Source organism: Ruegeria sp. AL2, assembly GCF_056540845.1.
Map to the genome: position 1 here is coordinate 187,137 of NZ_JBQFXM010000004.1, position 15,341 is coordinate 202,477.

At 59.4% G+C, this 15,341-nt stretch carries 15 protein-coding genes; 6 read left to right on the plus strand and 9 right to left on the minus strand.

Going from position 1 to position 15,341, the window contains the following annotated elements; translation table 11 throughout:
• Positions 1–19 precede the first annotated feature (19 nt).
• From ACR0ID_RS08200 to cobU, 3 genes are read right to left on the minus strand one after another with little or no spacing between them, the layout of a single operon-like run.
• Positions 20–904, minus strand: a complete 885-nt coding sequence (locus tag ACR0ID_RS08200) for a glutathione S-transferase (RefSeq protein WP_480494273.1) — start codon at positions 902–904, stop codon at positions 20–22.
• Between the two features lie 58 nt (positions 905–962).
• On the minus strand, positions 963–1,541 hold the full coding sequence (locus tag ACR0ID_RS08205) for a histidine phosphatase family protein (RefSeq protein WP_480604781.1): 579 nt from the start codon (positions 1,539–1,541) through the stop codon (positions 963–965).
• Positions 1,538–2,059, minus strand: coding sequence for a bifunctional adenosylcobinamide kinase/adenosylcobinamide-phosphate guanylyltransferase (cobU, locus tag ACR0ID_RS08210; RefSeq protein WP_480475172.1), 522 nt, complete (start codon positions 2,057–2,059; stop codon positions 1,538–1,540). The genes ACR0ID_RS08205 and cobU overlap by 4 nt, the downstream gene beginning before the upstream one ends.
• 100 nt (positions 2,060–2,159) lie before the next feature.
• On the opposite strand from cobU, the gene ACR0ID_RS08215 reads away from it, so the two are divergent.
• The 6 genes from ACR0ID_RS08215 to ACR0ID_RS08240 all read left to right on the plus strand — a co-directional run bounded on the left by ACR0ID_RS08215 (position 2,160) and on the right by ACR0ID_RS08240 (position 8,730).
• A complete protein-coding gene (locus tag ACR0ID_RS08215) occupies positions 2,160–3,038 on the plus strand; it encodes an RNA polymerase factor sigma-32 (RefSeq protein ID WP_480475174.1) in 879 nt (292 codons plus the stop codon).
• A complete protein-coding gene (locus ACR0ID_RS08220; RefSeq protein WP_480518503.1) occupies positions 3,035–3,859 on the plus strand; it encodes a ChaN family lipoprotein in 825 nt (274 codons plus the stop codon). The genes ACR0ID_RS08215 and ACR0ID_RS08220 overlap by 4 nt, the downstream gene beginning before the upstream one ends.
• Positions 3,860–3,922: 63 nt before the next feature.
• Positions 3,923–5,119, plus strand: a complete 1,197-nt coding sequence (gene coaBC, locus ACR0ID_RS08225; protein ID WP_480604784.1) for a bifunctional phosphopantothenoylcysteine decarboxylase/phosphopantothenate--cysteine ligase CoaBC — start codon at positions 3,923–3,925, stop codon at positions 5,117–5,119.
• A gap of 15 nt (positions 5,120–5,134) precedes the next feature.
• On the plus strand, positions 5,135–5,590 hold the full coding sequence (dut, locus tag ACR0ID_RS08230; protein WP_267365417.1) for a dUTP diphosphatase: 456 nt from the start codon (positions 5,135–5,137) through the stop codon (positions 5,588–5,590).
• Positions 5,590–6,639: a HesA/MoeB/ThiF family protein gene (locus ACR0ID_RS08235; RefSeq protein WP_480604786.1), complete on the plus strand. Its 1,050-nt coding sequence runs from the start codon at positions 5,590–5,592 to the stop codon at positions 6,637–6,639. The genes dut and ACR0ID_RS08235 overlap by 1 nt, the downstream gene beginning before the upstream one ends.
• Positions 6,640–6,714: 75 nt before the next feature.
• The gene (locus ACR0ID_RS08240; RefSeq protein WP_480604788.1) at positions 6,715–8,730 is read left to right on the plus strand and encodes a M3 family metallopeptidase; all 2,016 of its coding nucleotides are present in this window, start codon (positions 6,715–6,717) and stop codon (positions 8,728–8,730) included.
• A 2-nt stretch (positions 8,731–8,732) separates the two neighbouring features.
• Here ACR0ID_RS08240 and ACR0ID_RS08245 read toward each other — a convergent pair whose 3' ends face one another.
• Genes ACR0ID_RS08245 through ACR0ID_RS08270 form a run of 6 tightly spaced genes read right to left on the minus strand, consistent with a single transcriptional unit; the run spans position 8,733 to position 15,299 of the window.
• On the minus strand, positions 8,733–9,665 hold the full coding sequence (locus tag ACR0ID_RS08245) for a 2-hydroxyacid dehydrogenase (protein WP_480604789.1): 933 nt from the start codon (positions 9,663–9,665) through the stop codon (positions 8,733–8,735).
• A 15-nt stretch (positions 9,666–9,680) separates the two neighbouring features.
• Positions 9,681–10,820: a rod shape-determining protein RodA gene (rodA, locus tag ACR0ID_RS08250; protein WP_480475188.1), complete on the minus strand. Its 1,140-nt coding sequence runs from the start codon at positions 10,818–10,820 to the stop codon at positions 9,681–9,683.
• Complete coding sequence (mrdA, locus tag ACR0ID_RS08255; protein ID WP_480604790.1) at positions 10,817–12,766, minus strand: penicillin-binding protein 2; 1,950 nt, start codon at positions 12,764–12,766, stop codon at positions 10,817–10,819. The genes rodA and mrdA overlap by 4 nt, the downstream gene beginning before the upstream one ends.
• A complete protein-coding gene (locus ACR0ID_RS08260) occupies positions 12,763–13,299 on the minus strand; it encodes a rod shape-determining protein MreD (protein ID WP_480604791.1) in 537 nt (178 codons plus the stop codon). Before ACR0ID_RS08260 ends, mrdA begins: the two co-directional genes overlap by 4 nt.
• The gene (gene mreC, locus ACR0ID_RS08265) at positions 13,292–14,194 is read right to left on the minus strand and encodes a rod shape-determining protein MreC (RefSeq protein WP_480604793.1); all 903 of its coding nucleotides are present in this window, start codon (positions 14,192–14,194) and stop codon (positions 13,292–13,294) included. Before mreC ends, ACR0ID_RS08260 begins: the two co-directional genes overlap by 8 nt.
• Before the next feature lie 58 nt (positions 14,195–14,252).
• Positions 14,253–15,299 carry a rod shape-determining protein gene (locus tag ACR0ID_RS08270; RefSeq protein WP_480475196.1) on the minus strand — a complete coding sequence of 349 codons (1,047 nt, stop codon included), beginning with the start codon at positions 15,297–15,299 and terminating at the stop codon, positions 14,253–14,255.
• Positions 15,300–15,341: the final 42 nt, after the last annotated feature.

Here is a 15,341-nt window from a genome sequence, read left to right on the forward strand (position 1 = left end):
TTGCTGCCACGGTTCTGGTTTAAGAGTCGTTAACGGCTGCGCGCATGGCCGCGAATTTGGGCCATGCTTCGGGATCGGCCACGGTTTTGTTCCGGCAGAATGGGTTGCAGAACCCCCAACATTGTCCGTCTAGCTCCAGGAAATCGGTGACAGGCTTGCCGGAATACGGGCAGGCGGCGTTGATTGACGGACCACCTGAAACCGGCTTCGCAGCAGATACACCCCCGACCGGCCAGGGGCTGGACGGTAAATCCTGCGCGTATGGGAAGGTGTCGTACACAACGGTCAATCCCATGGCGCGCCACTGTCTGACTATGGGATCAGAGAGCAATTCCATGCAATAAGCCCGGTTCGCCTCTGACACCGGCAGCCCATATCCTATAATCCGCGCAGCAACGGGTGTGTAGAAGACGTCTGCCAGTGAATAGGCACCAAATAACGGGCCTTGGTCTGCCCCTGACACGCTCCGCGCATGTGCCCAGAGTGTTTCAATCCTCTCCAGGTCTGACAAAGTCGCCTCAGACGGCGTAAAGCCTTGCCACACGTTGCGCAGCTGCATGGCGCATTCTCCACGCAGGGCGCTGAAACCGGCTACCATTTCGGCGCATAGCCAGCGGGCTGTTGCCCGGGCTGCGGCATCCGAAGGCCACAACCCGGCATCGGGGTGGCGTTCGGCCAGGGTTTCGGCCATCGCCAGGCTTTCCCCCACAACCGTTCCATCCGGCATGCGCAGGGCAGGGACAAGGCGGGCAGGGGCCAGCGGTTCCATGTCTTGCGCCATGGTGCCGGAATAGAGGCCGATCATGTGGCTGCGATAGGGCAGGTTGAATTTCTCAAGCATCAACCAGCCGCGCATTGACCAGCTGGAGAAGAGGCGATCGCCGATATAAAGGTCATAAGTCATGCGCGGACGATGCCTCAGCTTTGCGGACCGGTAAATCAGTGATTTGTGTTGGACCTGTTCACGGAAGGTGATTGATCGATCCGACAGTCCACACCCCGCCGTTGACAGCAATATCCGTAACGGAAAGGTTGTCGATCCGATGCGCAAAGGTCCGCTGCCCGTCCAGACCAAGGGCGCGTTGTACTTGAGTTAGGATTACGCCGAAATGCGCGACGATCACCAGATCGCGGCCCGTATGCGCGGACATAAGCGCGTCGATCGCGGAATCGACCCGGTCGCGGACCTCATTCCAGCTTTCACCTTGCGGTGGGCGGACATCACCGGGGTTGTCCCAATAGGCAAAAGCCAGCTCGGGGTCTTCGGCTACAATATCGGCAAACCCGCGAAGCTCCCACTGACCGAAATGGATTTCCCGCAGGTTCGGGTGATGTGGCAGACGGTGACGCTGGCCCTGAATGGCCGAAGCAGTGTCAATTGCACGCGACAGGTCGGACGAAATCACAAATGCATCGGGTGGCAAATGATCGTGCAGGCGCTTCAGCGCTGCTGTATCGCTTAGATCAGCAGGCAGATCGGACCAGCCAACCATCGTCTTTGCATGCGTAGGCCCATGGCGAACAAGATGCAGTCGCGTCACGGCAGCTGCCCTTTCAGGACCAACGGCAACCCGGCGGTCACTTGCACCACCAGATCAGCCTGTGCCGCAAGTGCGATGTTCAGCCGACCCTGCGCTTCGCGAAAGCGACGGGCAAGCGGGTTATCGGGAACAATACCGTGCCCGACCTCGTTCGACACGATCACTACCTGCGCTGTGCATGCGCGCAGGGCCTTTAGCAGGTCAGTTTGGACTGCCCCCAGATCGGTTTCGGCCAGCAAATGATTGCTGACCCATAAAGTGGCGCAATCTACCAGACACACCTGATCCGAGGATAGGCTGGACAGCACCGGTCCCAGGTCAAGAGGCTCTTCAATCGTGGTCCAACCGCCGCCCCGCTGTACCAGATGGCGATCAACCTTCTGCCGCATCTCGTCATCAAACACTTGTGATGTCGCTAGGTAAACTCGATTTTTCCCAGTGGAAACAACGAGGTTCTCGGCAAATGCCGACTTGCCCGAAGCAGCTCCACCCAGAATTAAGGTTAAATCTGACGTCACAGTACTTACCTAAAGATGATCCAATTGGTGCTGTTTTGCGTATCGGTCATAGGTCGGCATGGCAAGCCCGGCCAACGCCTGCAAAACAGGGGAGAGGTTTATGGCACTGGACAACGCGACAGATTTTTCGATGTCCCGGCAAGCGATGAAGGCCGAGTTGCTGGATGCGGAAACGGAACTGAAGCTGGCTTATGCCTGGCGTGACCAGCGTGACGAACAGGCACTGCACCGCCTGATCACAGCGTATATGCGGCTGGCAATTTCGATGGCAGCCAAGTTCAAACGCTATGGCGCGCCGATGAATGACCTTATCCAAGAGGCCGGTCTGGGATTGATGAAGGCCGCAGACAAGTTCGACCCTGATCGCGGCGTGCGGTTTTCGACTTATGCGGTGTGGTGGATCAAGGCGAGCATTCAGGACTATGTGATGCGGAACTGGTCCATGGTGCGAACGGGGTCCACCTCGGCGCAGAAATCGCTGTTTTTCAACATGCGTCGGGTTCAGGCTCGCCTTGAACGCGAGGCCGCGACCGAAGGTCTTGAACTGGATCGCCACCAGTTGCATCAGATGATCGCCACGGAAATCGGGGTTCCTCTGCGCGACGTGGAACTGATGGAAGGTCGGCTGTCAGGGTCGGATTTTTCCCTGAACGCGGTGCAATCCGCCGACGAAGACGGGCGTGAATGGATCGATGCGTTGGAAGATGAACGTGAACAGGCCGCCGAAGCAGTTGAACACACCCACGATACCAAACAATTGCGCCAATGGTTGCTGATCGCGATGAACGCACTGAATGACCGCGAGCGGTTCATTGTGCGCGAACGCAAACTGCGCGAGCCTGCGCGGACACTGGAAAGTCTCGGCGTCGAGTTGGGTCTGTCCAAGGAACGCGTGCGACAGCTTGAGGCTGCGGCGTTCGCAAAAATGCGCAAGAACCTTGAAGCCCAGTCGAGCGAGGTGCAACACTTCATCGCATGAAACAGCTTGCGATTCTTGCCTGTGTTCTGGGCCTTACGGTTACAGCAGCGCGACCCGGACTGGCGGAAAATCTTATTTCTGATGATGTGGCTCTCGCGATGCGGGATGCGGATGTGGTCATTCTGGGAGAGGTTCACGACAATCCCCGCCACCACCTTATTCAAGCTGAAGCGATTATGAAAATCTCACCCTCGGCTGTTGTCTGGGAGATGGTTACCGAAGAAGGCGCGCAACGGCTGGCGCAAAAAGCGGTGTCCAACCCTGAAGAGTTGAGCCGCATTCTGCAATGGGCAGAAAGCGGTTGGCCACCTCTTAGGCTGTATTATCCGGTGTTCAAGGCCTCAGGCGCGCCGGTTTACGGGGCCATGGTGCCGCGTGCTGCCGCGCGGGCCGCGATGGAACGCGGAGCAGCCACCGCGTTGGGTGCAGATGCGGCGCGCTATGGTTTGACTGTACCGCTGACGCCTGAGGAGCAGGAGGCGCGCGAGGCGGATCAACTGGCCGCGCATTGCGATGCTCTCCCGCCAGAGATGTTACCCCAGATGGTTGCGATCCAGCGACTGCGCGATGCTGTGCTGGCTCGCGCCGTGATGCGCGCGATGGAAGAAACGGGTGGCCCGGTTGCCGTGATCACTGGGAACGGACATGCGCGCAAAGACCGAGGTATCCCGACGTATCTTGAACGGCTACAACCCGGATGGAAGGTGGTCTCGGTCGGACAGTCTGAGGACGATATTATCGATGGCGACTTTGATCTCGTAATCGATAGCCCCACAGTAGAGCGTGAAGACCCCTGTGTGGCGTTTCAGGTTCAGAATTAATCGCTGGAACAACCTGCTGGCCTTGCCTAATGTCGGGGCCGACCGGGACAGGAAGGGCTGAACATGCTGTCATCCAAACGCATTCTGCTGATCATTGGCGGCGGCATAGCGGCCTACAAATCGCTGGATCTGATCCGCAAGCTGCGTGAGCGTGGCGCGGCCGTGACGCCTGTGCTGACGCGTGCGGCAGAGGAATTTGTAACACCTCTGTCCGTGTCTGCTCTTGCCTCAGAAAAGGTCTTTGGCGATCTGTTCGATCTGACCGCCGAGGCCGAGATGGGCCATATCCAGCTGTCACGCTCTGCCGATCTGATTGTTGTGGCCCCAGCAACCGCGGACCTGATGGGCAAGATGGCCGGGGGGTTGGCAAATGATCTGGCATCGACCCTTCTGATGGCGACGGACACGCCTGTTCTGTGCGCGCCCGCGATGAATGTGCGCATGTGGGAACACCCGGCGACGCGACGCAACCTGAAGCAGCTTCAAGCGGATGGCGTGCGCTTTGTTGGCCCAAATGAAGGTGATATGGCCTGCGGTGAATATGGCCCCGGACGCATGTCAGAACCGCTGGAAATCGTCGCGGCGGTTGAGGCGCAGCTTGCGGCAGGACCCTTGGTAGGAAAGCGCGTGCTGGTAACATCGGGCCCGACGCATGAGCCGATTGATCCGGTTCGGTATATCGCGAACCGCTCTTCCGGGGCGCAGGGATCGGCCGTGGCACAGGCGCTTGCGGATTTGGGGGCCGAGGTGATCTTTGTCACGGGCCCTGCTGACGTACCGCCACCGGCGGGTGTGCAGGTCGTGCCGGTCGAGACCGCGCAGCAGATGTCGGACGCGGTTGATGCGGCGCTGCCCGTCGACGCGGGCGTGTTTGCGGCGGCGGTGGCAGATTGGCGTGTGGCCAGTGCGTCGGACAAGAAACTGAAGAAAAGCCGCGACGGTCTGCCGGTTCTGGAATTTGCCGAGAACCCCGACATTCTCAGACGCGTCTCGCGGATGGAAAATGGGCGCCCACCTTTGGTTGTCGGCTTTGCAGCCGAGACCGATGACGTGATCGAACATGCCACCGCCAAGCGACTGCGCAAAGGCTGTGACTGGATTGTTGCCAACGATGTCAGCCCTGCCACAGGGATCATGGGCGGGTCCGAGAATGCAGTTATCCTGATCTCGGACAGCGGAGCCGAAGAATGGCCGCGTATGGGCAAGGCCGAGGTTGCGCGGCGGTTGGCAAGCAGGATCGCAGACGCGTTGGCGGGCTGAAGGAAAGGCAAAACCATGGTTGCAATTCGAGTGATCCGCGAAGACGGGGCAGACCCCGCCGTGGCGCTTCCGTCCTACGAAACTGCGGGTGCTGCTGGCGCGGACGTGCGTGCCAACTTGCCCGAGGGGGCTTCGATTATGCTGGAGCCCGGACAGCGGGCGCTTGTGCCGACCGGTCTGCGCATTGAAATCCCGCAGGGATACGAGGTTCAAGTTCGACCCCGCTCGGGCCTTGCACTGAAACACGGGATCACGCTGCCCAATACGCCGGGCACTATCGACAGTGACTATCGCGGACCTTTGGGGGTGATCGTGATGAATGCCGGTCAGGAACGGTTCGAGATTGCCCATGGTGATCGTATCGCGCAGCTGGTAGTTGCCCCTGTCGTGCAGGCGGCATTCGAACTGGCTGAGGCATTGGGTGAAACAGATCGCGGGGCTGGTGGTTTCGGCTCGACCGGGCGCGGCTGATGCTGCTGGTTCTTGTTCTGGCAGCGGGGCTATGGGGCGTCGGCTATATCGCGGGCGCGTCAAAAACCGCGCGCGTGGTGTCGGTGAGTGTGTTGTTGGTCGGGGTGATCCTGTCTCATCTGATCTTGCCGGATGGGCATCCCCTGCGCGAAGCAACCGGTGGGTCTGCGGCACTGTGGCTGAACCTTGCGGGATTCGCTGCCATCGTTTTGCTATATGGCCGTGTGCTGAAGGCCCTGCGCAACCGCGCAGTACAGGCCTCCAAACCGGAATCTACCATGCCCGCTGACCGTTTCACTGAAACCGAGCTGAACCGGTATGCCCGCCACATCGTGCTGCGCGAATTGGGCGGGCCGGGTCAGAAAAAGTTGAAACAAGCCCGTGTTCTGGTGATCGGTGCGGGAGGTTTGGGCGCCCCGGCGCTGCAATACCTGGCGGCCGCAGGTGTGGGTACAATCGGGGTCATTGACGACGACATAGTCGAGAATGCGAACCTTCAGCGGCAGGTGATCCACCGCGATGCAGATATCGATATGCCCAAGGTCTTTTCCGCCCAGCAAGCGATGGAGGCGCAGAACCCGAATGTGCTGGTTCTGCCCTTTCATCGCAGATTGAGCGATGAAATCGCGGCAGATCTTTTTGCCGACTTCGATCTGATCCTTGACGGTACGGATAATTTTGAGACCCGCTATCTGGCCAACCGGACTGCCGCCGCGCTGGGCAAGCCACTGATTTCGGGGGCCTTGTCGCAATGGGAAGGGCAGCTCAGCGTGTTTGACCCAGCCAATGGCAGCCCGTGCTATCAGTGTATCTTTCCCGAAGCCCCGGCCCCCGATCTGGCCCCGTCCTGCTCCGAGGCCGGTGTGATTGGCCCGTTGCCGGGCGTCGTCGGATCGATGATGGCGGTTGAGGCGATAAAGGTGATCACGGGCGCTGGCATTGCGCTGCGGGGTGAGATGCTGATCTACGACGCCCTATACGGCGAAAGCCGCAGGATCACTCTGACCCGCCGTGCCGATTGCCCCATCTGCGGTACCGCAAGCAATTAACCTTTCTTAACGTGGGCTGGGGGTTCTGGAACACCCGGCCATGGCGAACTAGCTATAGGGTCAAAGGAGATCCGCATGACCAACCCGATCCTGTCCAACTGGACCACCCCATTCGAAATAGCCCCTTTCGCCGATATTTCGGATGATGATTTTGCCCCGGCTCTGGATCAGGCGATGACCGTGCATAACGCCCAGATCGACGCGATTGCAGCAAATGCAGAGACCCCTACTTTCGCCAACACGGTCGAAGCCCTCGAGGCTGCGGGCGAGCAGCTGGACAAGGTTCTGTCGGTCTTCTTCACCGTTGCAGGAGCAGACAGCAACCCCAAGCGGGAGGAGTTGCAGCGCGCATTTTCCCCCAAGTTGTCGGCGCATTTCTCGGGGATTTCCTCGAACAAGGCGCTGTTTGAACGCGTTGCCGACCTTTGGGCACGGCGCGATGACCTGAAAATGACTGAGGAACAGGCACGCGTTCTGATGCTGACCCATCGAGGTTTTGTTCGTGCAGGTGCGGCGTTGGACGGGGAGGAAGACACTCGTATGCAAGAAATCAAGTCGCGCCTCGCCTCGTTGGGGACATCCTTTACCCAGAACCTTCTGGCGGATGAGCGGGATTGGTTCATGGACCTGACCGAACAAGATCTGCAGGGCCTGCCGGATTTCGTTGTGAATGCGGCGCGCGCTGCTGGTGCGGAAAAGGGTGCGGGGGGGCCGGTTGTTACTCTGTCCCGGTCGCTGATCGTGCCGTTTCTTCAGTTTTCACCTCGTCGGGACCTGCGCGAAAAAGCATATCGCGCCTGGGCTGCCCGCGGGGCGAATGGCGGCGAGACCGACAATCGCGAGATCGCGGCTGAGATTCTGGGCTTGCGTGAGGAACGCGCCAAGCTGTTGGGCTATGACAGTTTCGCCGATTACAAGCTGGAAACCGAGATGGCGCGCACGCCGGACCGGGTGCGTGAGCTGTTGATGCAGGTGTGGGAACCTGCCAGGGCCCGCGCCGATGCGGACGCAGAAATCCTGACCCGGATGATGCAGGACGACGGCGTCAACGGCCCGCTGGAAGCATGGGACTGGCGCTATTATGCTGAAAAGCGGCGTAAGGCGGAACATGATCTGGATGAGGCGGAACTGAAACCCTACCTACAACTTGACCGAATGATCGAGGCATCGTTTGCTTGCGCAAATCGCCTGTTCGGGCTGGAATTCAAGCCTTTGAACGTGCCGCTTTATCACCCTGATTGCCGCGCGTGGGAGGTTACACGCAACGGTCGGCACGTCGCCGTGTTCATCGGTGACTACTTTGCACGGGGGTCAAAGCGATCAGGTGCCTGGTGCAGCGCGATGCGGGCACAGGCCAGATTCCCGAATGAACAGGCACCGATTGTCATCAATGTCTGCAACTTCGCCAAGGGTGATCCGGCACTGCTGTCTTATGACGATGCACGCACCCTGTTCCACGAATTTGGCCACGCCTTGCACCAGATGCTGTCCAATGTGACCTACGAAAGCATCTCGGGTACCTCGGTTGCGCGCGATTTTGTCGAACTGCCCAGCCAGCTTTATGAACACTGGCTGGAAGTGCCCGAAGTTCTGGCCGAGTTTGCCACCCATGCCGAAACGGGCGAGCCGATGCCGCAAGAGATGCTTGAAAAAGTGCTGAATGCTGCCAATTTCGACCAGGGGTTCCAGACGGTGGAATATGTCGCCTCGGCCCTTGTTGATCTGGCCTTCCACGATGGCGACGCCCCAGCAGACCCGATGGCAAAACAGGCCGAGGTTCTAGCCGGGTTGGGGATGCCGCAAGCCATTGGAATGCGCCATGCCACGCCCCACTTTGCGCATGTATTCGCAGGCGATGGCTATAGCTCGGGCTATTACAGTTATATGTGGTCCGAGGTGATGGATGCTGACGCCTTTGCCGCCTTCGAAGAAGCAGGTGGCGCCTTCGATCCCGAACGGGCCAAAGCGCTGGAAGATAGTATCTTGTCCACCGGCGGTTCGCGCGAGGCAGAGGACCTGTATCTTGCGTTCCGGGGGCGATTGCCGGGCGTGGATGCCCTGCTAAAAGGCCGCGGTTTGATTGCGGCGTGACGTCAGTAGCCCAGCGTGCGGTCGACCAGGTGCAAAAAGGGCTCACCGGCTTCGCCACGCCGGATGTTTTCGCAAATGACCTGTGCGGCAGTGACAGGGCGTGTCTCGGACGCTATGTGAGGGGTCACGGTGACATTCGGATGCGCCCAATAGGGGTGGTCGGCGGGCAAGGGCTCGACACGAAACACATCCAGCGTTGCGTGGCCCACCTGACCCGAGTTCAGGGCATTCAACAGCGCATCATCATCAATCAGCGGCCCGCGTCCCGGGTTGATGATCCGCGCACCTTTGGGCAGCAGGGCCAGCGTTTCCGCATTCAGCGCATTTTCAGTGGCAGTAGTATCGGGCAGCAACAGTACTACAATTTCTGCGTGAGAAAGCGCCTGGCGCAACCCTTCGGCACCATGCAGGCATGTTACACCGGGAATGTCCCTGGCTGTACGGCTCCAGCCTGAGACCCGAAACTCAAGCGCTGTCACCGCGCGGGCCACGGCTTCGCCCAATGCACCAAGCCCCAGAATACAAACGTTGCGCTCTTGCGCCAGCGGTGGGACGTCTGGGGTCCAGACACCGTCCTGTACCATGATGTGCCGGTCCATCCCCAGATGGTAGCGCAGCACGTGGCCAACCACCCACTCGATCATACCCTGCGTCAGACCGTGATCCACCATCCGCGCCAGCGGAACGGTCAGTGTTTCGTTACCCACGATTTTTTCGACCCCGGCCCAAAGGCTCAGCACCGCTTTCAGGCGCGTGAAAGGTCTGAAATCCTGTACCCCTCCGTTTGGGGCGTAAACAACGTAGTCGACCTGATCCGGTTCGAACTCGGTTCCAAGCTGAACGTCCAGACCCGCCTCATCAAGATATTGTGTCAGCAGCGGCTCATACACCGGCCATAGGGCAGGGCGCGCGGAAAACAGGACGTTCACAGACATCAGAGACCTTTCAGATCAACGGGGGCGGTGAATATGGGCGCTTTGGACGATGCCAAAGGCTGCCATTAGAACCAGCATGGCCGAGCCACCATAGCTGACCATCGGCAATGGTACACCCACGACAGGAGCCATGCCCATCACCATCGACATGTTGACGGCAAAAAACAGGAAGAAGTTCAGCGCGATACCCAGCGTGACCAGAGATGAAAACCGGTCCTTGGTTGCCAGTGCCGTGACCATGCAGAAAACCAGAATCAAGGCATAAAGGGTCAACAGGGTCGTTCCCCCGACAAATCCGAACTCTTCGGCCAACGTCGTGAAAATGAAATCGGTGTGCTTTTCGGGCAGGAAGTTCAGGCGGGACTGCGTGCCCTGCATGAACCCACGCCCGTTCCAGCCCCCGGAACCCAAGGCAATCTTGGATTGGGTTATGTGGTAACCGGCCCCCAGGGGATCGGTGGACGGGTCCAGAAAGGTGTCGATGCGCCGAAACTGATAGTCCTTCAGCAATTGCCAGTCGGTCCCACGGCTGTTGAAAACAGTGGCGATCAGACCCACGACAGCAGCAATAACGGCGGCAAAATAGGCCCAGTGAACCCCTGCCAGAAACATCAACCCACCTCCTGCGGCCAGAAGCAGGATAGATGTGCCGAGATCGGGCTGTTTCAGAACCAGCAATGTAGGCAGGATGATCAGGACAACCGGGATAAGAACCCAAAGCGGGCGGGATGTTTTATGCGAGGGAAGCCAGTCGTAATAGGCCGCAAGCAACATGACCAGCGTGACTTTCATGACCTCCGAGGGTTGCAGGCGCATGAACCCAAGGTCGATCCAGCGCTGCGCACCCATTCCGATGGTGCCGAACAGTTCAACAAATACCAGCAAAGCCACCGAGCCGAGATAGGCCAGCACCGACATGTTGCGCCAGAACCAGATCGGAACCAGTGCGATGATGAACATCACTGCCAGACCAAGCCCGAAACGTTCCATCTGCGGCTCGGCCCAGGGCGTCCACGAACCGCCCGCAACGGAATACAACATCAGAAAGCCCGCGCTGGCGGTGCTGATCAACAGCAACGTCAGCGGCCAGTTCATATACAGGAATTTGCGAAACCCCGACGGCGTGGATTTGACGGCATATTCAAGATAGCTCATGCACGGTCCTTTCCATCCGGTCGCGCCTTGGGGCGTTTTTCACCCTCCAGCCGTTTTTGCTGTTCTTTGATGTGTTCGCGGTCGGCGACGGGGTAGGCTTCAAGCGGCGGAGTGCCGTCATAAAGAGCTTGCAGCATGATGTCGCGTGCAATCGGGGCTGCGGCCGTGGACCCGCCGCCGCCATGCTCAACAACCACGGCTACGGCGTATTTCGGGTTATCAAACGGTGCAAAGCAAACGAACAGTGCGTGGTCGCGGCGTTCCCACGGCAGGTCCTCGTTGCGGATCACGCCTGCCGCCCGTTCGGCCTTGGTTATGTTTCGAACCTGGCTGGTTCCGGTTTTCCCTGCCATCCGGAACTCATCCGCGATGATGCGGCTTCGATATGCCGTGCCCCGCCTGTCATTCGAGACCGAGAACATGGCCTTGCGGACCTGTTCCAGATTGTAGGAATTGAGGCCCAGTGGTTCTCCGGCGCCCGAGGATTGTTCAACACCGTCGATCGAGCGCACCAGGCGCGGCGTGACTGCACGACCGGTGGCGATGCGGGCGGTCATCACAGCCAGTTGCAGCGGCGAAGCCAGCATGAAGCCCTGACCGATGGACGCGTTTGCCGTATCGCCCACAAGCCACTCCTGACCATACGCGCGCTGCTTCCATTCCTGATTGGGGGCCAGCCCATCTGCCACTGCAGACATCGGGATATCATGCTTGACCCCCAGTCCCAAAGTGCGGGCCATGTCAGAGATCTTGTCGATGCCAACCCGCAGAGCCACGTCATAGTAATAGACATCGCAGCTGCGTTTCAGCGAGAGGTTGAGGTCGACCGTCCCGTGCCCACCACGTTTCCAGCAATGGAAGCGACGACTGCCGACCTTCAGGTGCCCGGGGCAGTACACGGTGTTGCCGGGGGAGACTACGCCAGCTTCCAACGCGGCCAGCGCGGTGACCATCTTGAAGGTCGATCCCGGAGGATATGTGCCTTGCACGGACTTATTCGCCAGCGGACGATACTTGTCTTCTGTCAGTGCCCGGTAATCGGCGACCGAAATGCCGCGAACAAACAGGTTCGGATCAAAACTGGGTGCCGAGGCGACCGCGCGCAGGTCGCCGGTTTCGCAGTCTATGACAACTGCGGCCGCACTTTCGCCCGCCAGTCGCGCCTGTGCATATTGTTGCAGTTCAGCGTCGATGGACAGTTGCAGATCTGCCCCGGGTTGTCCTTCCTGCCGGTCAAGCTCGCGCATGACACGCCCCGTCGCGTTGACCTCGACCCGCTTTGCACCGGCTTTGCCGCGCAGTTCGATTTCCTGCTTTGCCTCAAGGCCGACCTTTCCAATCTGGAATCTTGGGATGCGCAATACCGGCTCAGGGTCTTCGATTTTGCTGAGGTCATAGTCGCTGACCGGGCCGACATAGCCGACGATATGGGCGAAATCCTCGTATCGTGGGTATTGCCGCGTCAGGCCGACCTCGGGCGTTACGCCCGGCAGCGCCGGAGCATTGACCGCAACCTTCGAGATATCCTCCCACGTAACCTGATCCGCCAGCGTCACCGGCAGAAACGGGGCCGAGCGGCGCATTTCAGTCCTGGCGCGCTCGATCTCATCTTCGTTCAGAGGGATCAGTTCCGACAGTTTGGCGATGACTTTTTCCACGTCATCGGCATCCTCACGCACAATGACGATGCGATAGGAAGGTGAGTTCTGGCCGATGATCTGACCGTTCCGGTCATAGATACGCCCACGGGTCGGTGGGATAAGCCGGATGTTGATGCGGTTTTCTTCGGCCAACAGACGATATTCGTCGGCCTGTTCTACCTGCATGAACCGCATTCGTGCCGCCAGACTGCCTATGAACACCGCCTGTAGACCACCCAGCAACAGCGCTCTGCGTGGCAGTCGCTTATAGGCAAGGCCCTGGGATTTGGATTTGCGCTGTTTCATGCCCGGCTTCCCACAGCGCTGACATCAGCAGCGGATATGCGGCGGACTCCCAACGCGCTTTGGCTAAGCAACACGACCAACGGGTAGACAGCGACCGTCAGCACAAGCTGAACCACGACCGGCCCCAGTGCAGCCTGCTGCACGGACATCACCGTTAGTACTAACCTGTTCATCAAGATGACCGCCGTGATCACAATGCCGACAGACATCCACTCCCCGGCAAATCCCGCATCCCTCATACCCAAAGCCGCTGACCGCAGATAGGCCGACCCGACTACGGTCAGCGCTGCCAATAGACCCGGTGGACGTTGCAGCAGAAAGTCGGCCATCAGCATGACAAGCGCGACCAAAACAGTCGGGACGTAATCGGGCCGCCGCAACACCCAGGCAAAAGTCAGGGCAATCAGGACGTCGGGAAAAGGCCAACGATCGGGTTGAGCGTCCAATGGCAACAGGTGCAGAAAAAGCACAGCAAAAGCTAGCAAGGCATAAAGGCTGCGCATGGCCCAGATTTGCGAGGTCGGTCTATCCATCGCTGACCTCATCCGGGGTCAATGCCACCTCTGGGCGGGTGGGGCCTACGATACTGCCCGGATCCTGAATGGGCGGAGCCGAGTGAAACCGCAGAACCCTGAGAAACTCGAGCCTTTCGAAATCTGCCGACAGTCGGACCCGCAGGCGCCCCCCTGGGTCTGCCGCGATTTGACCGATCAGCAGGCCCGCAGGAAACACGCCGCCATCACCCGAAGTGATCACCCGGTCACCGGGGCGAACCAACTCGCGGTTCTCAAGAAACTCCACCGCGGGCGCGGGGTTGTTGTCGCCTTTGATCAGAGCGGTCTGCCCAGAAGGTTGAATGGTTGCGGGAATGGCGCTGGTCGCGTCCGTCACAAGGATCACGCGTGCCGTGTCAGGGCCAACACCTGATATCCGGCCCACCAGGCCAATGCCGTCCATCGTGGCCCATCCATTTACGATCCCGTCACGCTCTCCGACATTCAGCAGAACGGATTGCCGGAATGGCGACCCGCTGTCGGCCATGACAACGCCGGTGATGTAGGTCAGACGAGGGTCAAGGCGGACATTGTTCAGATCCAGCAGTCGCGCGTTTTCCTGTTCAAGCTGCAAAGCAGCCTCTTTCCAGGCGCGCATTAGGCGCAGTTCGCTACGCAGTTCCCTGTTTTGCTCGCTCAGGCGCTGATAGCTTTGGAAGTCACGCACCAGATTGACGGCGGCAGTCACCGGGACCATGGCCCATTCCATCGATGGTACAACCGAATCCACGATTCGCGCGCGGAACCGTTCTACGCGCGGGCTGTCGATCCGCCACAAAAGGAAGATACCAAGCAGGCACAACACAACGATCCCCAGCAACAAGCGTCGCAGGGGGGTCGTGTACTCATCGCGCTGTGATCGGTCTTTTGCCACAGGTTACCTTCCCGTGCTGCTCGCGCCGATATAACCCTATCTTCCGAGGGTGCGCGCCTTAGCTTTCGTAGTCAATCGCGTGGCGCAGCTGTTTTTCATATTCCAGTGCCTTGCCGGTGCCCAAAGCCACACAATTCAGGCTTTCGTCCGCAATGGAAACCGCCAGGCCTGTCTGTTCGCGCAGGGCCAGGTCCAGATCGCCCAGCAGCGCACCGCCACCGGTCAGCATCACACCGCGGTCGACAATGTCCGCAGCCAAGTCGGGCGGCGTTGTCTCAAGTGCGGTCATAACCGCCTCGCAGATCTGTTGCACGGGCTCTGACAACGCTTCGGCTATCTGGGCCTGGCTGATCTCGATTTCCTTGGGCACGCCGTTCAACAGGTCACGCCCCCGGATATGCATCGACTGACCGCGCCCGTCGTCGGGCATGCGGGCGGTGCCGATGGTTGTCTTGATGCGCTCAGCCGTGGATTCACCCACTAGAAGGTTCTGTTGGCGACGCAGGTAGGAAATGATGGCCTCGTCCATCCGGTCACCACCAACACGGACCGAACGGGCATAGACAATGTCGCCCAACGACAGAACCGCAACCTCGGTGGTGCCCCCGCCAATATCGACAACCATGTTGCCGGTCGGGTCGGTGATCGGCATGCCGGCCCCGATCGCGGCCGCAATCGGTTCGGCAATCAGGCCCGCGCGACGGGCACCTGCTGACAGGACCGACTGACGAATTGCGCGCTTTTCGACCGGGGTTGCGCCATGGGGAACGCAGACAATGATCTTGGGTTTCGAGAAAGTCGAGCGCTTGTGCACCTTGCGGATGAAGTGCTTGATCATTTCTTCGGCAGTATCAAAATCGGCGATCACACCTTCGCGCATCGGACGGATGGCCTCGATCGAACCGGGTGTCCGACCCAGCATCAGCTTTGCATCTTCGCCAACGGCCAGAACTTTCTTCACACCGTCCTTGACGTGATAGGCCACAACCGAAGGTTCAGACAGGATGACACCGCGCCCCTTGACGTAAACCAGCGTGTTTGCTGTTCCAAGGTCGATAGCCATGTCCGCTGTGAACAGGCCGCCCAGATTGCCAAAGATCCCCATGTTTTCCCTGATCCTGTAATGTCGGTTTTCTACTGCCCGCGA

Coding starts and splice junctions, on each gene's coding strand:
- ACR0ID_RS08260 (WP_480604791.1), bottom strand. CDS start 13,299: ATGGATAGACCGACCTCGCAAATCTGGGCCATGCGCAGCCTTTATGCC.
- dut (WP_267365417.1), top strand. CDS start 5,135: ATGGTTGCAATTCGAGTGATCCGCGAAGACGGGGCAGACCCCGCCGTG.
- ACR0ID_RS08220 (WP_480518503.1), top strand. CDS start 3,035: ATGAAACAGCTTGCGATTCTTGCCTGTGTTCTGGGCCTTACGGTTACA.
- ACR0ID_RS08240 (WP_480604788.1), top strand. CDS start 6,715: ATGACCAACCCGATCCTGTCCAACTGGACCACCCCATTCGAAATAGCC.
- coaBC (WP_480604784.1), top strand. CDS start 3,923: ATGCTGTCATCCAAACGCATTCTGCTGATCATTGGCGGCGGCATAGCG.
- ACR0ID_RS08245 (WP_480604789.1), bottom strand. CDS start 9,665: ATGTCTGTGAACGTCCTGTTTTCCGCGCGCCCTGCCCTATGGCCGGTG.
- ACR0ID_RS08200 (WP_480494273.1), bottom strand. CDS start 904: ATGACTTATGACCTTTATATCGGCGATCGCCTCTTCTCCAGCTGGTCA.
- ACR0ID_RS08270 (WP_480475196.1), bottom strand. CDS start 15,299: ATGGGGATCTTTGGCAATCTGGGCGGCCTGTTCACAGCGGACATGGCT.
- ACR0ID_RS08235 (WP_480604786.1), top strand. CDS start 5,590: ATGCTGCTGGTTCTTGTTCTGGCAGCGGGGCTATGGGGCGTCGGCTAT.
- ACR0ID_RS08215 (WP_480475174.1), top strand. CDS start 2,160: ATGGCACTGGACAACGCGACAGATTTTTCGATGTCCCGGCAAGCGATG.
- mrdA (WP_480604790.1), bottom strand. CDS start 12,766: ATGAAACAGCGCAAATCCAAATCCCAGGGCCTTGCCTATAAGCGACTG.
- rodA (WP_480475188.1), bottom strand. CDS start 10,820: ATGAGCTATCTTGAATATGCCGTCAAATCCACGCCGTCGGGGTTTCGC.